This window comes from Enterococcus sp. DIV0170, from assembly GCF_051710765.1.
Classification (GTDB): domain Bacteria; phylum Bacillota; class Bacilli; order Lactobacillales; family Enterococcaceae; genus Enterococcus_A; species Enterococcus_A raffinosus.
Genome location: NZ_JBIOLG010000001.1, coordinates 651,775 through 666,523, shown reverse-complemented (window position 1 = coordinate 666,523; position 14,749 = coordinate 651,775). Strand labels below are relative to the sequence as shown.

General features: G+C 37.0%; 13 protein-coding genes and 2 tRNA genes. 4 read left to right on the top strand and 11 right to left on the bottom strand.

What is annotated here, in order from left to right; all coding sequences use genetic code 11:
* Positions 1 to 40 precede the first annotated feature (40 nt).
* Positions 41 to 1,183 carry a cysteine desulfurase family protein gene (locus IGI50_RS03195; protein WP_438776150.1) on the bottom strand — a complete coding sequence of 381 codons (1,143 nt, stop codon included), beginning with the start codon at positions 1,181 to 1,183 and terminating at the stop codon, positions 41 to 43.
* Positions 1,184 to 1,338: 155 nt separating this feature from the next.
* Positions 1,339 to 3,060: a septation ring formation regulator EzrA gene (locus tag IGI50_RS03190; protein WP_010746776.1), complete on the bottom strand. Its 1,722-nt coding sequence runs from the start codon at positions 3,058 to 3,060 to the stop codon at positions 1,339 to 1,341.
* A 315-nt stretch (positions 3,061 to 3,375) separates the two neighbouring features.
* Between IGI50_RS03190 and IGI50_RS03185 the strand changes: the two genes are divergently transcribed.
* Positions 3,376 to 4,728: an aspartate kinase gene (locus tag IGI50_RS03185; RefSeq protein ID WP_218256735.1), complete on the top strand. Its 1,353-nt coding sequence runs from the start codon at positions 3,376 to 3,378 to the stop codon at positions 4,726 to 4,728.
* A gap of 51 nt (positions 4,729 to 4,779) precedes the next feature.
* Here IGI50_RS03185 and IGI50_RS03180 read toward each other — a convergent pair whose 3' ends face one another.
* From IGI50_RS03180 to IGI50_RS03170, 3 genes are read right to left on the bottom strand one after another with little or no spacing between them, the layout of a single operon-like run.
* Complete coding sequence (locus IGI50_RS03180; RefSeq protein ID WP_218256734.1) at positions 4,780 to 5,289, bottom strand: HAD family hydrolase; 510 nt, start codon at positions 5,287 to 5,289, stop codon at positions 4,780 to 4,782.
* Between the two features lie 57 nt (positions 5,290 to 5,346).
* On the bottom strand, positions 5,347 to 6,183 hold the full coding sequence (locus tag IGI50_RS03175) for a Cof-type HAD-IIB family hydrolase (RefSeq protein ID WP_438776149.1): 837 nt from the start codon (positions 6,181 to 6,183) through the stop codon (positions 5,347 to 5,349).
* Between the two features lie 13 nt (positions 6,184 to 6,196).
* Positions 6,197 to 7,027, bottom strand: coding sequence for a DUF72 domain-containing protein (locus IGI50_RS03170; protein ID WP_438776148.1), 831 nt, complete (start codon positions 7,025 to 7,027; stop codon positions 6,197 to 6,199).
* 89 nt (positions 7,028 to 7,116) lie between these two features.
* On the opposite strand from IGI50_RS03170, the gene IGI50_RS03165 reads away from it, so the two are divergent.
* On the top strand, positions 7,117 to 8,091 hold the full coding sequence (locus IGI50_RS03165; RefSeq protein WP_438776147.1) for an asparaginase: 975 nt from the start codon (positions 7,117 to 7,119) through the stop codon (positions 8,089 to 8,091).
* 44 nt (positions 8,092 to 8,135) lie between these two features.
* On the opposite strand, the gene IGI50_RS03160 is transcribed toward IGI50_RS03165, so the two are convergent.
* The 6 genes from IGI50_RS03160 to IGI50_RS03135 all read right to left on the bottom strand — a co-directional run bounded on the left by IGI50_RS03160 (position 8,136) and on the right by IGI50_RS03135 (position 13,247).
* On the bottom strand, positions 8,136 to 8,873 hold the full coding sequence (locus tag IGI50_RS03160) for an acyl-[acyl-carrier-protein] thioesterase (protein WP_438776146.1): 738 nt from the start codon (positions 8,871 to 8,873) through the stop codon (positions 8,136 to 8,138).
* Entirely contained in the window at positions 8,874 to 9,707 is an 834-nt protein-coding gene (locus IGI50_RS03155; protein ID WP_218256729.1) for a fructosamine kinase family protein, read from the bottom strand.
* A gap of 12 nt (positions 9,708 to 9,719) precedes the next feature.
* Positions 9,720 to 10,505: a tyrosine-protein phosphatase gene (locus tag IGI50_RS03150; protein ID WP_438776145.1), complete on the bottom strand. Its 786-nt coding sequence runs from the start codon at positions 10,503 to 10,505 to the stop codon at positions 9,720 to 9,722.
* 131 nt (positions 10,506 to 10,636) lie between these two features.
* Positions 10,637 to 11,965, bottom strand: a complete 1,329-nt coding sequence (locus IGI50_RS03145; RefSeq protein ID WP_438776144.1) for an aminopeptidase C — start codon at positions 11,963 to 11,965, stop codon at positions 10,637 to 10,639.
* Between the two features lie 56 nt (positions 11,966 to 12,021).
* Complete coding sequence (locus tag IGI50_RS03140) at positions 12,022 to 12,993, bottom strand: acyltransferase family protein (RefSeq protein WP_438776143.1); 972 nt, start codon at positions 12,991 to 12,993, stop codon at positions 12,022 to 12,024.
* 180 nt (positions 12,994 to 13,173) lie between these two features.
* Positions 13,174 to 13,247, bottom strand: a tRNA-Asn gene (locus IGI50_RS03135).
* Positions 13,248 to 13,379: 132 nt separating this feature from the next.
* Between IGI50_RS03135 and IGI50_RS03130 the strand changes: the two genes are divergently transcribed.
* Both IGI50_RS03130 and IGI50_RS03125 read left to right on the top strand, forming a co-directional pair.
* On the top strand, positions 13,380 to 14,543 hold the full coding sequence (locus tag IGI50_RS03130) for a serine hydrolase domain-containing protein (RefSeq protein WP_438776142.1): 1,164 nt from the start codon (positions 13,380 to 13,382) through the stop codon (positions 14,541 to 14,543).
* 115 nt (positions 14,544 to 14,658) lie between these two features.
* Positions 14,659 to 14,731: transfer RNA gene (locus tag IGI50_RS03125), tRNA-Thr, on the top strand.
* Positions 14,732 to 14,749: the final 18 nt, after the last annotated feature.

The following is a 14,749-nucleotide window of genomic DNA, read 5'->3' as shown; positions in this document are numbered from 1 at the left end:
GATCATTCTCCTTATTACTTACTCTTTAAGTATCATTTTTTTAGTTAATCTTTGAAAATCTGTTGTATAAATGATTGAACACTATCATAAATTGTTCTGCTTCTGCCATGGTATTAGCTTCATCTAAACTCACACGTACAGCTGTTGTCGCAATATCGTGTGGAATATTCATTGCATGTAAAGTAGAGCTATCAACTTTTTTTCGGCTGGAACAAGCACTGGTCGTCGAGACAAAAATTTGTTTTTCTTCTAGAGCATGTACCAAAACCTCACCACGAATGCCTTTTATTCCGAACGTCAAGATGTGAGGAGCAAAATTATCATCACCTGAAAAAATTGCTACCTTGTCATAGCCGGACAAGGCCTCTTTTAAATATTGACGAATAACTGCGGTATGATTCGGTCTTTCTTCTTTTTTCTCAAGGTGCATTCGCAAAGCACGACTCATTGCAACAATCGCTGGAAGATTTTCCGTTGTGGCTCGTTGCCCACTTTCCTGACCACCACCATTTAGTAATGGTGCTAATTTTTTTCCTGTTTTCCAATAAATAAATCCAACACCACGCGGTCCGTGAAATTTATGCGCAGAGAAAGTTGCAAAATCAACTCTAGACGTTAGCCATTTAGCTTGATCAACTTTACCAATAGCCTGTACAGCATCCACATGAAAGTGAATCTTCGGGTAACTCTCTAATACCTTGCTAATTTCCTCAATGGGTTGAATTGCACCTATCTCGTTATTTACACCCATAACTGAAACTAAAACTGTTTCTGAACGAATCAATTCTTTAAGCTTGTCTACTATTACAAAGCCCTTCTCGTCAACAGGAGCGATACTTACTTCATATCCAAGTTCACTTAACTGTGCCGCAGTTCGACTAACCGCTGGATGTTCTACACTAGAAATAATAATATGATTTCCATAATCGCGTTTCGCGATTGCTGTACCTTTTAATACCCAATTGTCACCCTCAGTACCACCACTCGTAAAAAATATTTCATTGGACTGAACAGTTAAAAGCTCTGCAATTTGTTTGCGGGCTTGCTGCAACAGACGACTAGCCTGTGTACCCAAGTCATGAAGACTCGAGGGATTTCCCATAATGCGTTGACTCGTCTTTACATATGTATCAAGTGCTAACGGATAAATTGCTGTTGTTGCACTATTATCAAAATAAATCATTGTCTAACCTTCCTTCAAAAATTCTTTCCTATTATAGCGAGAATGATACAAGTCTTCAAGTATTCCTTACAAATACAAAGAGTTTCATAATCTCTTAGAGCTTCCTCAAGCCTATATAAGTCGCTGAAACAAAAAAAGCTGAGCATTCGCTCAGCTTATACTAAATCTCGATTATTAAAATAGAAATCTTCGATCCGTTTGAAGGCTCCTGGCTCCACTCGTTCAAGCGCTGTACCAATCTCATCTAATGCATCTTGATAACGATATTCTTTATTAAAAAGCTCCAAACTATTTTCAATTGCACTCTTAATTTCAGGATGCGTATGACGATAACGATTTGCATATTGCATCATTTGTTCTGTCAATGCCGCAGCGTCAACCAAATCATACGTTTTTTGATCTAACATTTCCATGTCTTCATCACAAAGACTAACTAATTTATTGATATCTTGCATGTTAATACGGATCTTGTTTAATGATTTACTCAATTCTTCCACACGGTCTGTTGCAACAAAAAAGAATTCTAGATAATCTCCTGGTAATCCAGGTAAGCGTTGCTGTTCTACATAACGTTTCAAATTACGTAAGCGGAATTCATATTTCTCAATTTTTTCAGAAGCTTCTTTTTCACCTTTACGTAAATCATGCAGATCCTCATCAATTTCAACTTGCTTTGTTTCAATATCGTCTAAAACTTTAAACGCGTCTTTATAGAAGACTTGCACCTCTGAATATGGCAATTCGTGTTTATCGATTTGTGGTTCCATATTACGATTGCGACGTTCCAATTCTTCAATTTCCGTTTGGAATCCGCGAGCACGACCTAATTCATTATTATTTAATGCATAACTTTGAGAAGTATGATCCAACTCAACCATTAACTGATGATTATTACGAGAAGCATGTGAGATATACTCGCCAATTGTCTTACGATTAGTCAAAACATATTTTTTTGCTTCAAACTCTTTTTCCAACACTGCATAAAGATCATCAATCAATTCGGCAGTTTCTTTATTAGCAGTTTCAACAGTACTCAATTCGATTTTCTCTAAATCCTCTAAAGAACGTTCTACATGCTTTTTAACTTTTTCCAAACGTTCTTCAAAATCATCTTCTGGTAAGACAAAATGATCGGTCATCATTTTTTTGTATGTTTTTTCTAACTCATCTATTTGACTTGGGAATGTTTTTTCTAAATCTTCATAGATTGTTGGAACCTTTTGCATCGTTGCTTGCACTTCATAGGTATGCTTTTCAGCATCATCCAATACTTCACGTGCCTCAATCGGATCCCCAGATGTATTTAAGGTAACAAACTGTGTAAACTCAATCTCAACATTCTTTACTTGCTTTTGAATTTCAGGCAAAGCAGGTCCAAAGTTATCTTTTTTCTCCTTCAGATCCTTTTTTAATTCTTCGAAAACATCTAACGCTTGCTGCACCGCCAACGAATTCCGTTCTTCCGTCTCACGCAGTTCCTTTAGCCCAGTACGAATGCCCTCAACTTCTTCTTCCATCTCTGTCATCGTTCGTTCAGCACTTTCAATCGCTGATTTGCCCTTCATAAAACGGAAGGTCTCATTTTGACTTTCAACTTCAAAAATTTGACTTTCTAGTTCAGCAAAAGACTTGGTTGAAACATCCGTCCATTTCTGGTTCCATTCACGGAAAGTATTCTGACTCTGACCGACAAGGTGCATTTTCTTCACTTCATCGACTTCTTCCACGACAGGAAGATCGAATAACGCTTCTTTCCTTTTATCAAGTTCTTTTAAGCGTTCTTGATTCTTTTTCTTCATCAGATAACCAATCAAGTATAAAACGGCAGCCAAAATGACTAAGCCGATAACGATCCCTATGATTACATTACTTCCCATGTATGATTTTCCTTTCAACTATCAAGATTCAGTTTATTTAATGGTTCATATTTCTCTGTTTTTGGCGAAAACATCTAACGTAGATTATAACACAAAAGACTTTTCTCTTCACTAGCTAGTTTCGAAATCCTTTCGAAATGTTTATCGCACAGTCACTCCTCATACTAGCATTTTTTGAAAGCTGCTTCAATTACAATAAATTTAAGAAAAGTGTAATTTTATAAAAAAATCTGATCGCTAAAGCGCTAAATCCCCTTGAAATTGTATAACTTTTCAGATAATATTAAAGCCACATTAAAATAAGAGGTGATTAAAGTGAAAGTTATTAAATTTGGCGGAAGCTCTGTAGCTTCAGCTGAACAACTAAAAAAAGTCTTAACGATTGTTACTGACGACTCAAGCCGTCGTTTCGTCGTGGTTTCTGCTCCAGGAAAGAGAACCAATAAAGACAAAAAGGTCACCGACTTATTGATTCAATTTTATAATGCTGTCGTGTACAAACATGATACAGAAGAAATAATCTGTGAAATTGTTGCACGTTACACTGAAATTGCTGCAGAATTTCAAGTTGATGAAGATATTGAAAAAAAATTCAGTACTGAACTGAAACAACTTCAAGATAATTACGATGAAAAAAACATTTATGCTCTAGATAGCTTTTTGGCTAGTGGAGAAAATTTAAATGCACAGCTCGTTGCCGCTTGCTTTCAAAAAAAAGGTGTCAATGCTCGGTATATAAATCCAAAAGAACTGGGAATTCTCGTCTCCGATGAGCCACAAAACGCGCGGATTTTAGAGGAATCTTATGAAAAAATTTATCAGTGGCGTGACTCGGAAAATATTTTAATTATTCCTGGCTTCTTTGGCTACACTAAGGATGGGCATCTTTGTACATTTTCACGTGGTGGTTCAGACATAACTGGATCTATTGTTGCTGCAGGTTTAAAAGTGGACCTATATGAAAACTTCACAGATGTAGATGGGATTTTTGCTGCGAGTCCTAAATATATTCATGATCCAGAATTAATCGAATATGCTACCTATCGTGAGATTCGTGAATTGACCTACGCAGGCTTTACTGTTTTTCATGATGAGGCGTTGATGCCCGCCTTTAAAGCACAAATACCTGTGATTATCAAAAATACCAATAATCCGGATTGTCAAGGAACCCTAATCAAAAAATCATTCGATGATGAAAATCGTAATGAAGTTGTCGGTGTTGCCAGTGATGGTGGATTTTGCGGCATCACAATTGGGAAATATTTATTGAACCGTGAAGTCGGTATCGTTCGGCGCATCCTGCAAATTCTTGAGGATCTAGGTATCGGCTTTGAACACATGCCTTCAGGAATTGATGATATTTCAATCATTTTAAGAGAGCGTCAATTAACTCGTGATATTGAGGCCGAATTAATGAAGCAGATTGAAGAAAAAATTAAGCCTGATCAATTATCAATCGAACATGGTCTATCTGTTGTAGCTCTAGTTGGCGAAGGAATGCGTGAGCGTCCTGGTACTACTTCTGATAGTACTGCTGCTTTAGCACGAAAAAATGTTAACCTGCGAATGATTTCTCAGGGAGCCGATGAGCGTAGTATTATCTTTGCAATCCGCAGTGAACAAGAGCGGTTAGCTGTTCGATCACTCTATTACACATTTTTTGATTAAAATTTAGAACGTACGCTTTTTTACAAAGCAAAAGCTAAAAAGGAAAGGCCCTTATTCGGCTTTTCCTTTTTGTCTTTCTAATTCAATTTTTATTAGTGGTTCTGGAGCATATTTTTCTTGCCAATCTTCTGGCTTCATCACCTTGTTAGTTATTGGATGATATCTGGGTTTCCCATCTGGAAAAAGCTTTCCCATATTCGCTTGGTGAACAATCTCAAAAATTGGCTTCGGGTCGACCCCGATCAAAGCAAATGAACCATATGTAAAATAAAGTAAATCAGTTAAAGCATCGACTTCCACAATCAATGGATCATCTACTGGTTCCGATTTTCGCAAAACTTTCTCTTTTGCTTGATCGACACTTTCATGAAGTTCCTTAACTAACTCATTAAATTCTTCTTCGTCACCTTTTGACACACCATATAAGAATTCAACAATTTCTTCAACCTTAAATCCTGCCCGAAAACTTCCTCGTTCTTTAGTGAAAGCTTTCGGTTTGCTTGGTGGTAACGGCGCAAAGGTTGAATGGAACTCGCGCGCCATTTGATATGGTTCATTCATCTGTTAATACTCCTATCACTATACTATTATCTAATAAAGTCGCTAATTTCTCTTCAGTCAAATAATCTCAAAATGTTTTAATGCTTGATAAATTCCATCCTGCTCATTTGTCGCAGTAACATAATCCGCTTGCGCTTTAACCTCTGATAGACCATTACCCATAGCGACGCCAATCCCTACTTTTTGAATCATCTCAATATCGTTATAGTGATCCCCAAAGGCCATCACTTCTTCTGGTTTAATTCCTACTGCTTTTATAAATTCCAAAATTCCATGATACTTCGACCCATTTTTAGGTACGATATCTACGGAATATGGATTGGAACGTTGAAAAGAACAATTCGGTAATCGTTCTTGCAGACGCTGTGCTTCAGTTTCTGCACTAAAAAGAACACATTGATAAATTGGTTCTTGCAAAATGGATAACTTTTTATACCTGCCTTTTTCTCGATTTGGACTGAACGATTGCAATAATCTTCGAGTTGACCTTACAGGAAACCATTTAGGCATCCAACCAGCAATTTTTTTTAGCAATGATTTTTGTGACCATTTCATCAAATGGCTGCCATCTACCCGGTAGCGTCCCCCAAAAATAATTTGACGATGCTCATCATCAGCAAAGTCTACGATCTGTTGCAATACCTCATTAGAAAACGGGCGAAGGTAGATATCCTTTTCATTCGTGTATACTAACTGTCCATTGTACATCACATACACATCTAAAGGCAGGCACTCAATTCGTTCTTCAATTTTTACTGGTCCACGTCCAGTAGCAATTCCACAAAGAATCCCTTGATTTTGAGCTAAGCGAATCGCTTCACGGGTGCTCTCAAGCACTTTTGAATCACTCGTAATAAGAGTTCCGTCTATATCAAAAAAAATTGCTTTTATCATGGCTCTCCCTCATTCAAAATAAGTCAATTTGACTTGGATTCAATCCTTCATAATTCAATTGAAGAATTTTTTTTAGCTGCAGAGCATTGTCCGCAGCATCCCCGCCAGAATTATTGTTAAAAATAACTCCCACGTCGGCTGAATGCTTCGCAGCTTGCTTAATTTCTTCCCCTAAAAGCGTTAGTTCAGCTTCATTGTACCGATACAGTGTGCGTTTTTTACGCCAATCACCGGTACGGTCATTCCAGTAGGCTTGATTCCTTCCATGGAAACGAAACAAACTGAAATTCTTATTCGTTACTGTAGCATCTAATGGTACAGTATCTGGTAATTGCGGTTCATCAACTATTACCAGACTAAAATTTAAAGTTTTCATCAACTGCTTTGTTTTCTCTGCAAATTCTTTCCCATACCAGCTGTAATCTCTTAACTCCACTGCAACAGGCAACTTGGGAAATAAATCTCGTAACACCTCTAAATAAGCGACATTTTCTTTTGTACACTTAAATTGTGCCGGAAATTGAGCTAAAAAGCAAAATAACTTTCCACTTTCGATCATCGGCTCCATAGTTTCTAGAAAATGCTGCTGCATCGCTGACATAGAAGGGTAGCTGTCCTGCCATTTAGCCTGACCTGTAAACCCTGCATACATCTTGATCACAAAACGAAAATCTGACGGAACTTGGGTCAACCAATTCTCGACAGAACTTTTCTTCGTGATCCCATAATAATTTGTATCCAACTCCACTAACGGAAGATATCCAGCGTATTCATACAAAGATGAGGTTTTTTTCCCGGTTAAGCTACTGTGTTCATTAAAAGAAGTTAATCCAATTCGAATCATAGTATCCTAGCCTCCCTTTGTTTCATAGTATACAATAAGCATAGCAAAAAATTAGCAACAATGCGCTAATAACGAATGGAGTAATGAAAATGAAACGGATTTTAATTTTACATACTGGCGGAACGATCTCAATGAGTCAAGATGATGATGGCGCAGTGCGGCCAGATAAAAAAAATCCATTATTAGCCGCTGGACAAGAACTACGTCTACCAGCTGGGATCGAACTAATCGTGGAAGATTTCTCAAATCTTCCTTCTCCCCACATTACCGTTGAAACAATGTTTGAGCTAAAAGAGAGAATCAAGGAAGCGAAACAAGAAGGTCTGGACAGTGTCGTCATCACTCATGGGACAGATACACTAGAAGAAACTGCTTATTTTCTCGAAATGACGATTGGTGATTTGATGCCAATCATTTTAACCGGAGCAATGCGCTCTATCAATGAACTGGGCAGCGATGGTCTCTACAATTTTGAGTGTGCGATCCGTGTAGCAGCTTCAGAAAATGCGATTGGTAAAGGCGTGCTTGTTGTAATGAACGATGAGGTCCACAGTGCTCGTTATGTAACAAAAACCCATACGACCAACGTAGCAACTTTCCGAACACCGACCTTGGGACCCATCGGCCTAGTCACAAAATCAAAAATTCTTTTCAAACAAGAATTACCTAAAACGACTCGCTATGATATTGATAGTTTTGATGCTATGATCCCTATCATTAAGGTTTTTGCTGGAATGCAGGGAGATTTCTTCAAAATCTTAGATCACGCGATTACAGTCGATGGTCTCGTAGTTGAAGCGTTAGGAGCAGGCAACTTGCCACCACAAACTTTACCGCCCTTCTATCATTTGTTGGAAAAAGGATTACCTATCGTTTTAGTTTCTCGGTGTTTTAACGGAATTGCAGAACCCGTTTATGACTATCACGGTGGTGGTGTAGAGTTAGCACAGCATGGTGTCATTTTCTGTAACGGAATCAATAGCCAAAAGGCTCGTTTGAAATTGTTAATTGCTTTAAACGCTCACTTATCTAAAGAAGAGTTAAAACAATTTATGGAAGAATAAACTCCCTAATTGCATAAAGAAAGAAGTTAAATCGAATCATCGATTTAACTTCTTTTTTTCCATAAAATATTCGCTTCGCAGGCAAGCTGGTCACCTAATCGAATTTCATGTCGTGTTTTAGTTTCTTCAGCTTCAATGACTTCATAAAAACTTTCGATATCATTGCCATATAATACCTCTTTATCAAACTTCACATTTACATAAGTTGGTTCATGGGCTGTCATAAAATCATAGCCCAACACGTCAATCAGCCAATTGAAATACATCGCATTGTTCACATGATGATTACTGTCAAGATCGTAATAGCGAACATGGTACAATTGTTTTTGATTACCTTCAACTTTCTCGATCTTAGGCCAACGACGGATTTTTTTAACTTGAGGTGATTCATAAGGCGCCATTAATTCTGCATCTACACTACTCATTTTTCGATTTTCAATGTCCATTAGAACAAATGACATATCAATCCGCAACAATTCTGTATCTTCTGAATCATACACCCAGTAGCTTCGATAGCAGAAATAACGATTGAACTCTGTAGGTTCAGTCACAATTCTAATCTGTTCACCAACCTGCGGCAAGCGATTAATTGTTACCTCAGTTTGTGTAATAACCCAAGTAATACCTAAAGTATTTATATAATCTGTTCCTCTTTCCAACTCATCGCTTTGGTCTGAGGAAGCTTTAATAGCCACACTCAACAAAGCAGGAAATGTCATATTTTGATTAATATCGCATTCATAATAAGCGACCTCGTGATTAATAGTGTATCTTTTTCCCAATTACTTTCCTCCTAAAGCTAAGACACGATCTACCGCATCCCCATAGCTTTCACCAAAAATATTCAGATGAACAAGCAAATAATAGAATTGATAGACGGTCAAACGATCTTCCCAACCTTCACGCATTGGTGAAATTTCTTGATAACAATCGATAAACTCGTGACGAAAGCCACCAAATAGCTGTGACATTGCAAGATCCATTTCTCGATGACCATATGAAACTGCAGGATCTACAAACACAGGCTGTCCTTTCGTATCGAAAAAAGTATTGCCACTCCAAAAATCGCCATGTAGTAAAGTTGGTTCAAAAGACATTGTACCCCATTTTTGATAAACCCACTCTTTAAATAACTGATAATTTTTTTCTCGCTTTACTGTCCAATGGTTTCTTCCGTTAGCAATTTTGATTTGTACTTCTAACCGATTAGTGAAATAGAAATCCCACCAGTCATCTGAACGCGTGTTAATTTGGGGCAGCAAACCCATAAAATTATTTCTTTTATAACCAAATTTGGTTGCTTTAATTTCATGGAGTTTGCTAAGTTCCCGTGCTAAATCCTTTTGATCGCCTTCTCCCGGTTCAATCCAATCCATCAAAAGATAGGCGGCTTCCGCAAAGCTACCATGTTGATATACTTTAGGCACACGTACTACATTTCCCAACTCAGCTAATCCATCAACTTCAGCTTGAAAAAAGTCAGCTGACATTTTAGGATGATATTTTAAAAAATAATTTTGAGCTCCATCAGTTACTCGATAAGCCTGGTTAATATCTCCTCCACCAATAGGTATGGCTTTTAACTGCAGCTTAAGATACTTCAGCAATTCATCCATTTTATCAGCTCCTTACACCAAATAGATTTTTTGCAGATCATAGATTTCGTGTGTTGATAGACCGATTCCTTCGTGAATAAATTGTTCCACAGTTCCATAATTTTCTTTGATTTGCTCAAAACTAGTTTGTAAGTATACTTCTTTTGCCGACATCATATCTTCAATCCCGTGTAAAGCTTCCGTAGGTACACCTGCGAGCTCTGCTTTTTTGTACATCTCTTTTATCACTTTTTTTAAATAACGATTTGTGGCCATATAATCTTCTACAATCGTCTCACTATTCACACCCAGGCAATCCAATAAAAGTATTGCCGCAAATCCTGTACGATCTTTTCCAGCCGTACAATGAAATAGCAAACTTTCATTTTCTTTGTCATTCGTTAATACTAAATCGAAAAATTTACGGTATTGTCCGCGAATATGTTTATCAATTACAAAGTGCTTGTATACTTCAACCATCTGTTGAAGCGCATTTTCTCCTTCTTGCATTCTCTGCATCATTTTTTTCGGAGAAGCTGATGCCGTCTCTGTTTCTTTAAGCGGAAAAATTGGTAAGAAAATATTCGTTGCTTCTGGTATCTCTTGATCAGGTTGGGCGGTGCGTTCTTCAAGTGAACGAAAATCGACAACTTTTTTGATTCCGTATTCATTTAAATAATTTTTATCCTGTGTATCCAAGTGATTGATACTCGCAGAACGAATCAACTTGTGCGAGGCAACTTTTCGCCCATCCTTTGTTTCATAACCTCCTAATTCTCGCATGTTCTCAGCATGTCGAACAGCTAAATGTTTAGACATCCAACCAACCTCCTTTTTGCTAAAAGTATAGCACAACAAAATAGAAAACGCTTTTCCAAGTAGAAATATCCAATTATCAAGAATAAAAAAAGACTTGAAACAAACACTAAAATGCTTCAAGTCTTTTTATATTAAGCTAATGCTCCCATTGGATCCCAAGGTGCTAAAACTATTGGTTCTGCTTCAAAAGCAGCTAATTGTTCTTGCGTCAAAAATTCTTTTCGAACAACGATTTGATATGTAAATTCGTTCATCCATTCGTCGCTCATTACAAAGAACCCTTTTTCGCCGACTTTCTCGCCCCAACTGTTTTCCACTTTCCATTTTTTCGCTTGATCATTGATGATATCAACGCCTGTTAAAACCATTGCGTGCGTCATCATGCTCTCACCGTAATCCAAACGTTCTGCTTTCGTCATTGTTAAATCCACATCAAACAAATCGTCTACGTCATAGGCGTCCAAAGCCATAATGCCGCTATCACGTGTAGAAGACTGTCCCACATCGCAGCCAAACCACACAGACTCTCCTTGTTCTAACTGATGAATTGCCAAATCCTTAAATTCTTCCATTTCAAGATTTAGATATTTCACCTGTTTTCCACCAACAACGTTTCCTAGCATATCAACAGTGTAGGATTTCATAAACGGCTTATCTTCAGTAGGTGCATTAATAATGCTGACGTAATTGTCTAAATCAACACCAATATAGTCATCATAAAACTGTTGAGGAGTTAATCCTTGTTCTAAATGATAATTCTTTTCTTCATCGCGGTACTCAAAATCAAACGTTTCTGGCGGTGTACCTAATGATATTGCTAAAAGATTATAAACCTCTTGCAACATTGCCTCACGATTCGCTTGGATTTCTTCTTCAGTTGCATCCTCTGCCACCATTTGACGCAACAAGACTGCGTGTTTGCGTAATAACTTATTTAAATAATTATTTAAATCACGCGAATTTGAGCTATTGCTGCTTTCTGGCATAACACTTTTAGGTACGACACCATATTTTTTAAAAAGTGAAACAACCATATCCCACTGTCCACCATCTTGTTGTGGTGTTTGTAATAAAAAGGCAACCTCACGACTTGTTACTGCTTGTTCTGCTGTATTTAAAATATTTTCATAAAAATAATTTGCTTTTTCATATTTATCCCAAAAGAAGGTATAGTTTTGGGAAAGCTCGAAATCCTTAAGCTGAAATGTAGTCAATAATTTATGACGAAACGTATTTAAAGCTGCAAACATCCAGCAACGCCCTGATTGCTTTTGATTCGCTACTTTTCCAGTTGCAAGATCAATCGAAAAAACAGGTGTATTTTCAACATGTGTCTGTATGTTTTCTGCCGAAGCACGAATCCCATTTTTTACTACGCTTCGCTGTAGAGCAGTTTGTTTAGAGTTTTCTTCAAAAGCTTTGCGAAAAGCTTGAGTTCGTTCATTCGTAATTTTTGACATAAAAAAACGCCTCCTTGCCCTTATTTTACGCTTAATAAGGCAAAGAGACAATTAGTTTACAAACTCGGTTGCAAAACTTGCTTTCCTTTTTCAATCCATTGCCCCACTCGCTTGCTTGATAACAATACCGTTAACAACATGCTACCAATAAATAAAAGAAGTAGCTCTAGCGAACTGATTTCAAAATCAACATCTAATGCACGTAATCCTTTGACTAAAAAACCATGGAGCAGATAAACAGTTAATGTATTTTTTCCCCAGTTAGAGAAAAAACGACGTTCTTTCGGGACTAACATTAAAAAGGCAACGATTCCAATCAACCCTGCTGCAAAAAACATCAAGCGTTGAGGACCACCTAATAACGGATTACTCAAATAATCTTCATAGGGTTTGGAACCAAATACCCAATATTTATTAATCAAATCGTTTCCTTGGATAAATAGAAACAAGCTTACGAATAGAACAAGAGCTACCCATTTTTGAGGAAAATTTTTCAGCTTTTCTATCCAACTTTTTGGGATCACGTATCCCACCATAAAATACGGGAAAAAAGTTAATGTTCGTTGTATAGCCAAATATCGATCAAAAATTGGAAAATACCCAACTAATACTGCAATAATGATACTGCCTATTAACACCTGTTTAACAGAAAAACGTTTCGTTAAATGTAATAAAAGATTCCAACAGAATAAACTCAATAAAAACCAAAGGGACCATTGAGGAATACCTAAGTCTAAACTGAATGAATCTTGTAACCCTATCATTGTGTAATAGCCAGAATATAAGAGTTGAAAAAAAATGTAAGGAAGCAGTAATTTTTTTACCAAACTCACTATCGGCTTGGGACCGCTTTTAGCAAAATAACCTGAAATCAATATGAAAGCCGGCATATGAAAGGTGAAAATAAAATAATACAAATCATCATATAGAGGATGATCATTCACAAACGGCTGTAGAAAATGTCCGAATACAACTAAGATCATTAAAAATAATTTTGCGTTGTCAAAATAGGCATCGCGTTTTTCCATCATACCCCTCCTCATTCTCAGTATAACGAGGATTTTTCCACGCTTCAAAGGTATTGCAACAGTTTTAAAAAAAGGTCATTCTTTCCTCAAAAACTCCCTCACATCTAACGAATTTTTTCATAAAAAATTCAATTTTTAGGTGTAAAAAAATAGAGACAATCAAATGATCGTCTCTAAAAACTCCGGCAGTAGGACTCGAACCTACGACATCATGATTAACAGTCATGCGCTACTACCAACTGAGCTATGCCGGAAGAATACTTTACTATAATATCAATTTTTATTTCATCATGCAATCATAAATTTTCAGCAATTGCTATTAATCAAAATGAAACTTAAGGAACCAATATTATTTAACAATTGCAAATAGAATTAGGAGATATATTATGTCAAGACGAACTCATAGAAAAAAGAAAAATTATAAATTGAAAGTCGGGTTCTTTGTCCTCCTAGTACTACTTTTAGTATTGAGCGGCATCTACATTGAGCATATACGTGGTGAATACACTACTGTAGGAAAGGAGAGAAAGACGGTAAGTAACAAATTACCACAAACAGAGACTGTTTTGAAGACGAATCAAACTATAGAGCCTAAAAATGCTCTATCTGCCGGGATTGAACAGACTTTAGTTGAAAAAAAATTCAGCGGGACTGTTTTGGTCTTTCATCATGGTCAAATAATTTTGAACAAAGCTTATGGCTGGAAAGATCAATCAAAAAGAATTCAAAATACCGTTCATACACAATATTGTATTGGCTCGGTTCAAAAAGGACAAACAGCTTATTTAATTATGCGGGCAATTAAATCTGGCAAACTATTTTTAGATGAAAAACTTAGTGATTTTTTTCCACAAATTCCAAATAGTAAAAATATTTCCATCAAAGATATGTTGAATATGAGCTCTGGTTTGCGAATCGACGAAAAAAAAATTAGTTCTCTAAATACTACGGATGAGAAAGAAATATTGGCACAAACGATTCGTCAAACCACAGTGGCTCCAAGTGCTAGCTATTCTTACCAACCAGTCAACTATGTTCTACTAGCTGGCATCTTAGAAAAAATTTATCCCACAGATTATAATTCTTTATTTGATAAGGAAATTAAAGATGCAATGAAATTAAAAGAAACCAGTTTTTATTCTGAGACAAACATGGCTCAGGCACTTTCCTACTCACAAAGCACCGCCAGCCCTGTTTATGCACCGACAACAGCTTCTTCTTACGCAGATGAATTAGGAACAGGAAATGTTTTTATGTCTGCAAAGGATTTATACAGTTACTTCCAAGCGCTCTTCAATGAACAGTTTCTGACTTCTCAAGATCGAAATGAGTTGTGGCATACTTACCCAGGTGAAAAATATGCTAGTGGGCTCTATACTATGACAAATAGTTATCACACTCGTGGTGTGAAAGCTCGTTTTGAAGCTGTTGCTGATTTTTCAAAAGACGGGCAAAATGGAATTATCTTACTTTCAAATGTCTGGAATCAACCGAAGGGGTATAATAATTTCGCTGCTCAATTATATAAAAAAATCGTCGCTGTAACTTAGCGACGACTTTTTTATGAATAATTATCTCGGGGGTCTTTTGAATAGAGTTTTTTTACTCTAGCAGTTGACAAATAACCTTTACTTCGCTATTCTATATCTTGTGTTAAATAACTATGCCGCCTTAGCTCAGCTGGTAGAGCACCACCATGGTAAGGTGGGGGTCGCCGGTTCAAGCCCGGCAGGTGGCTTCCTAAGAACGTTGAAAT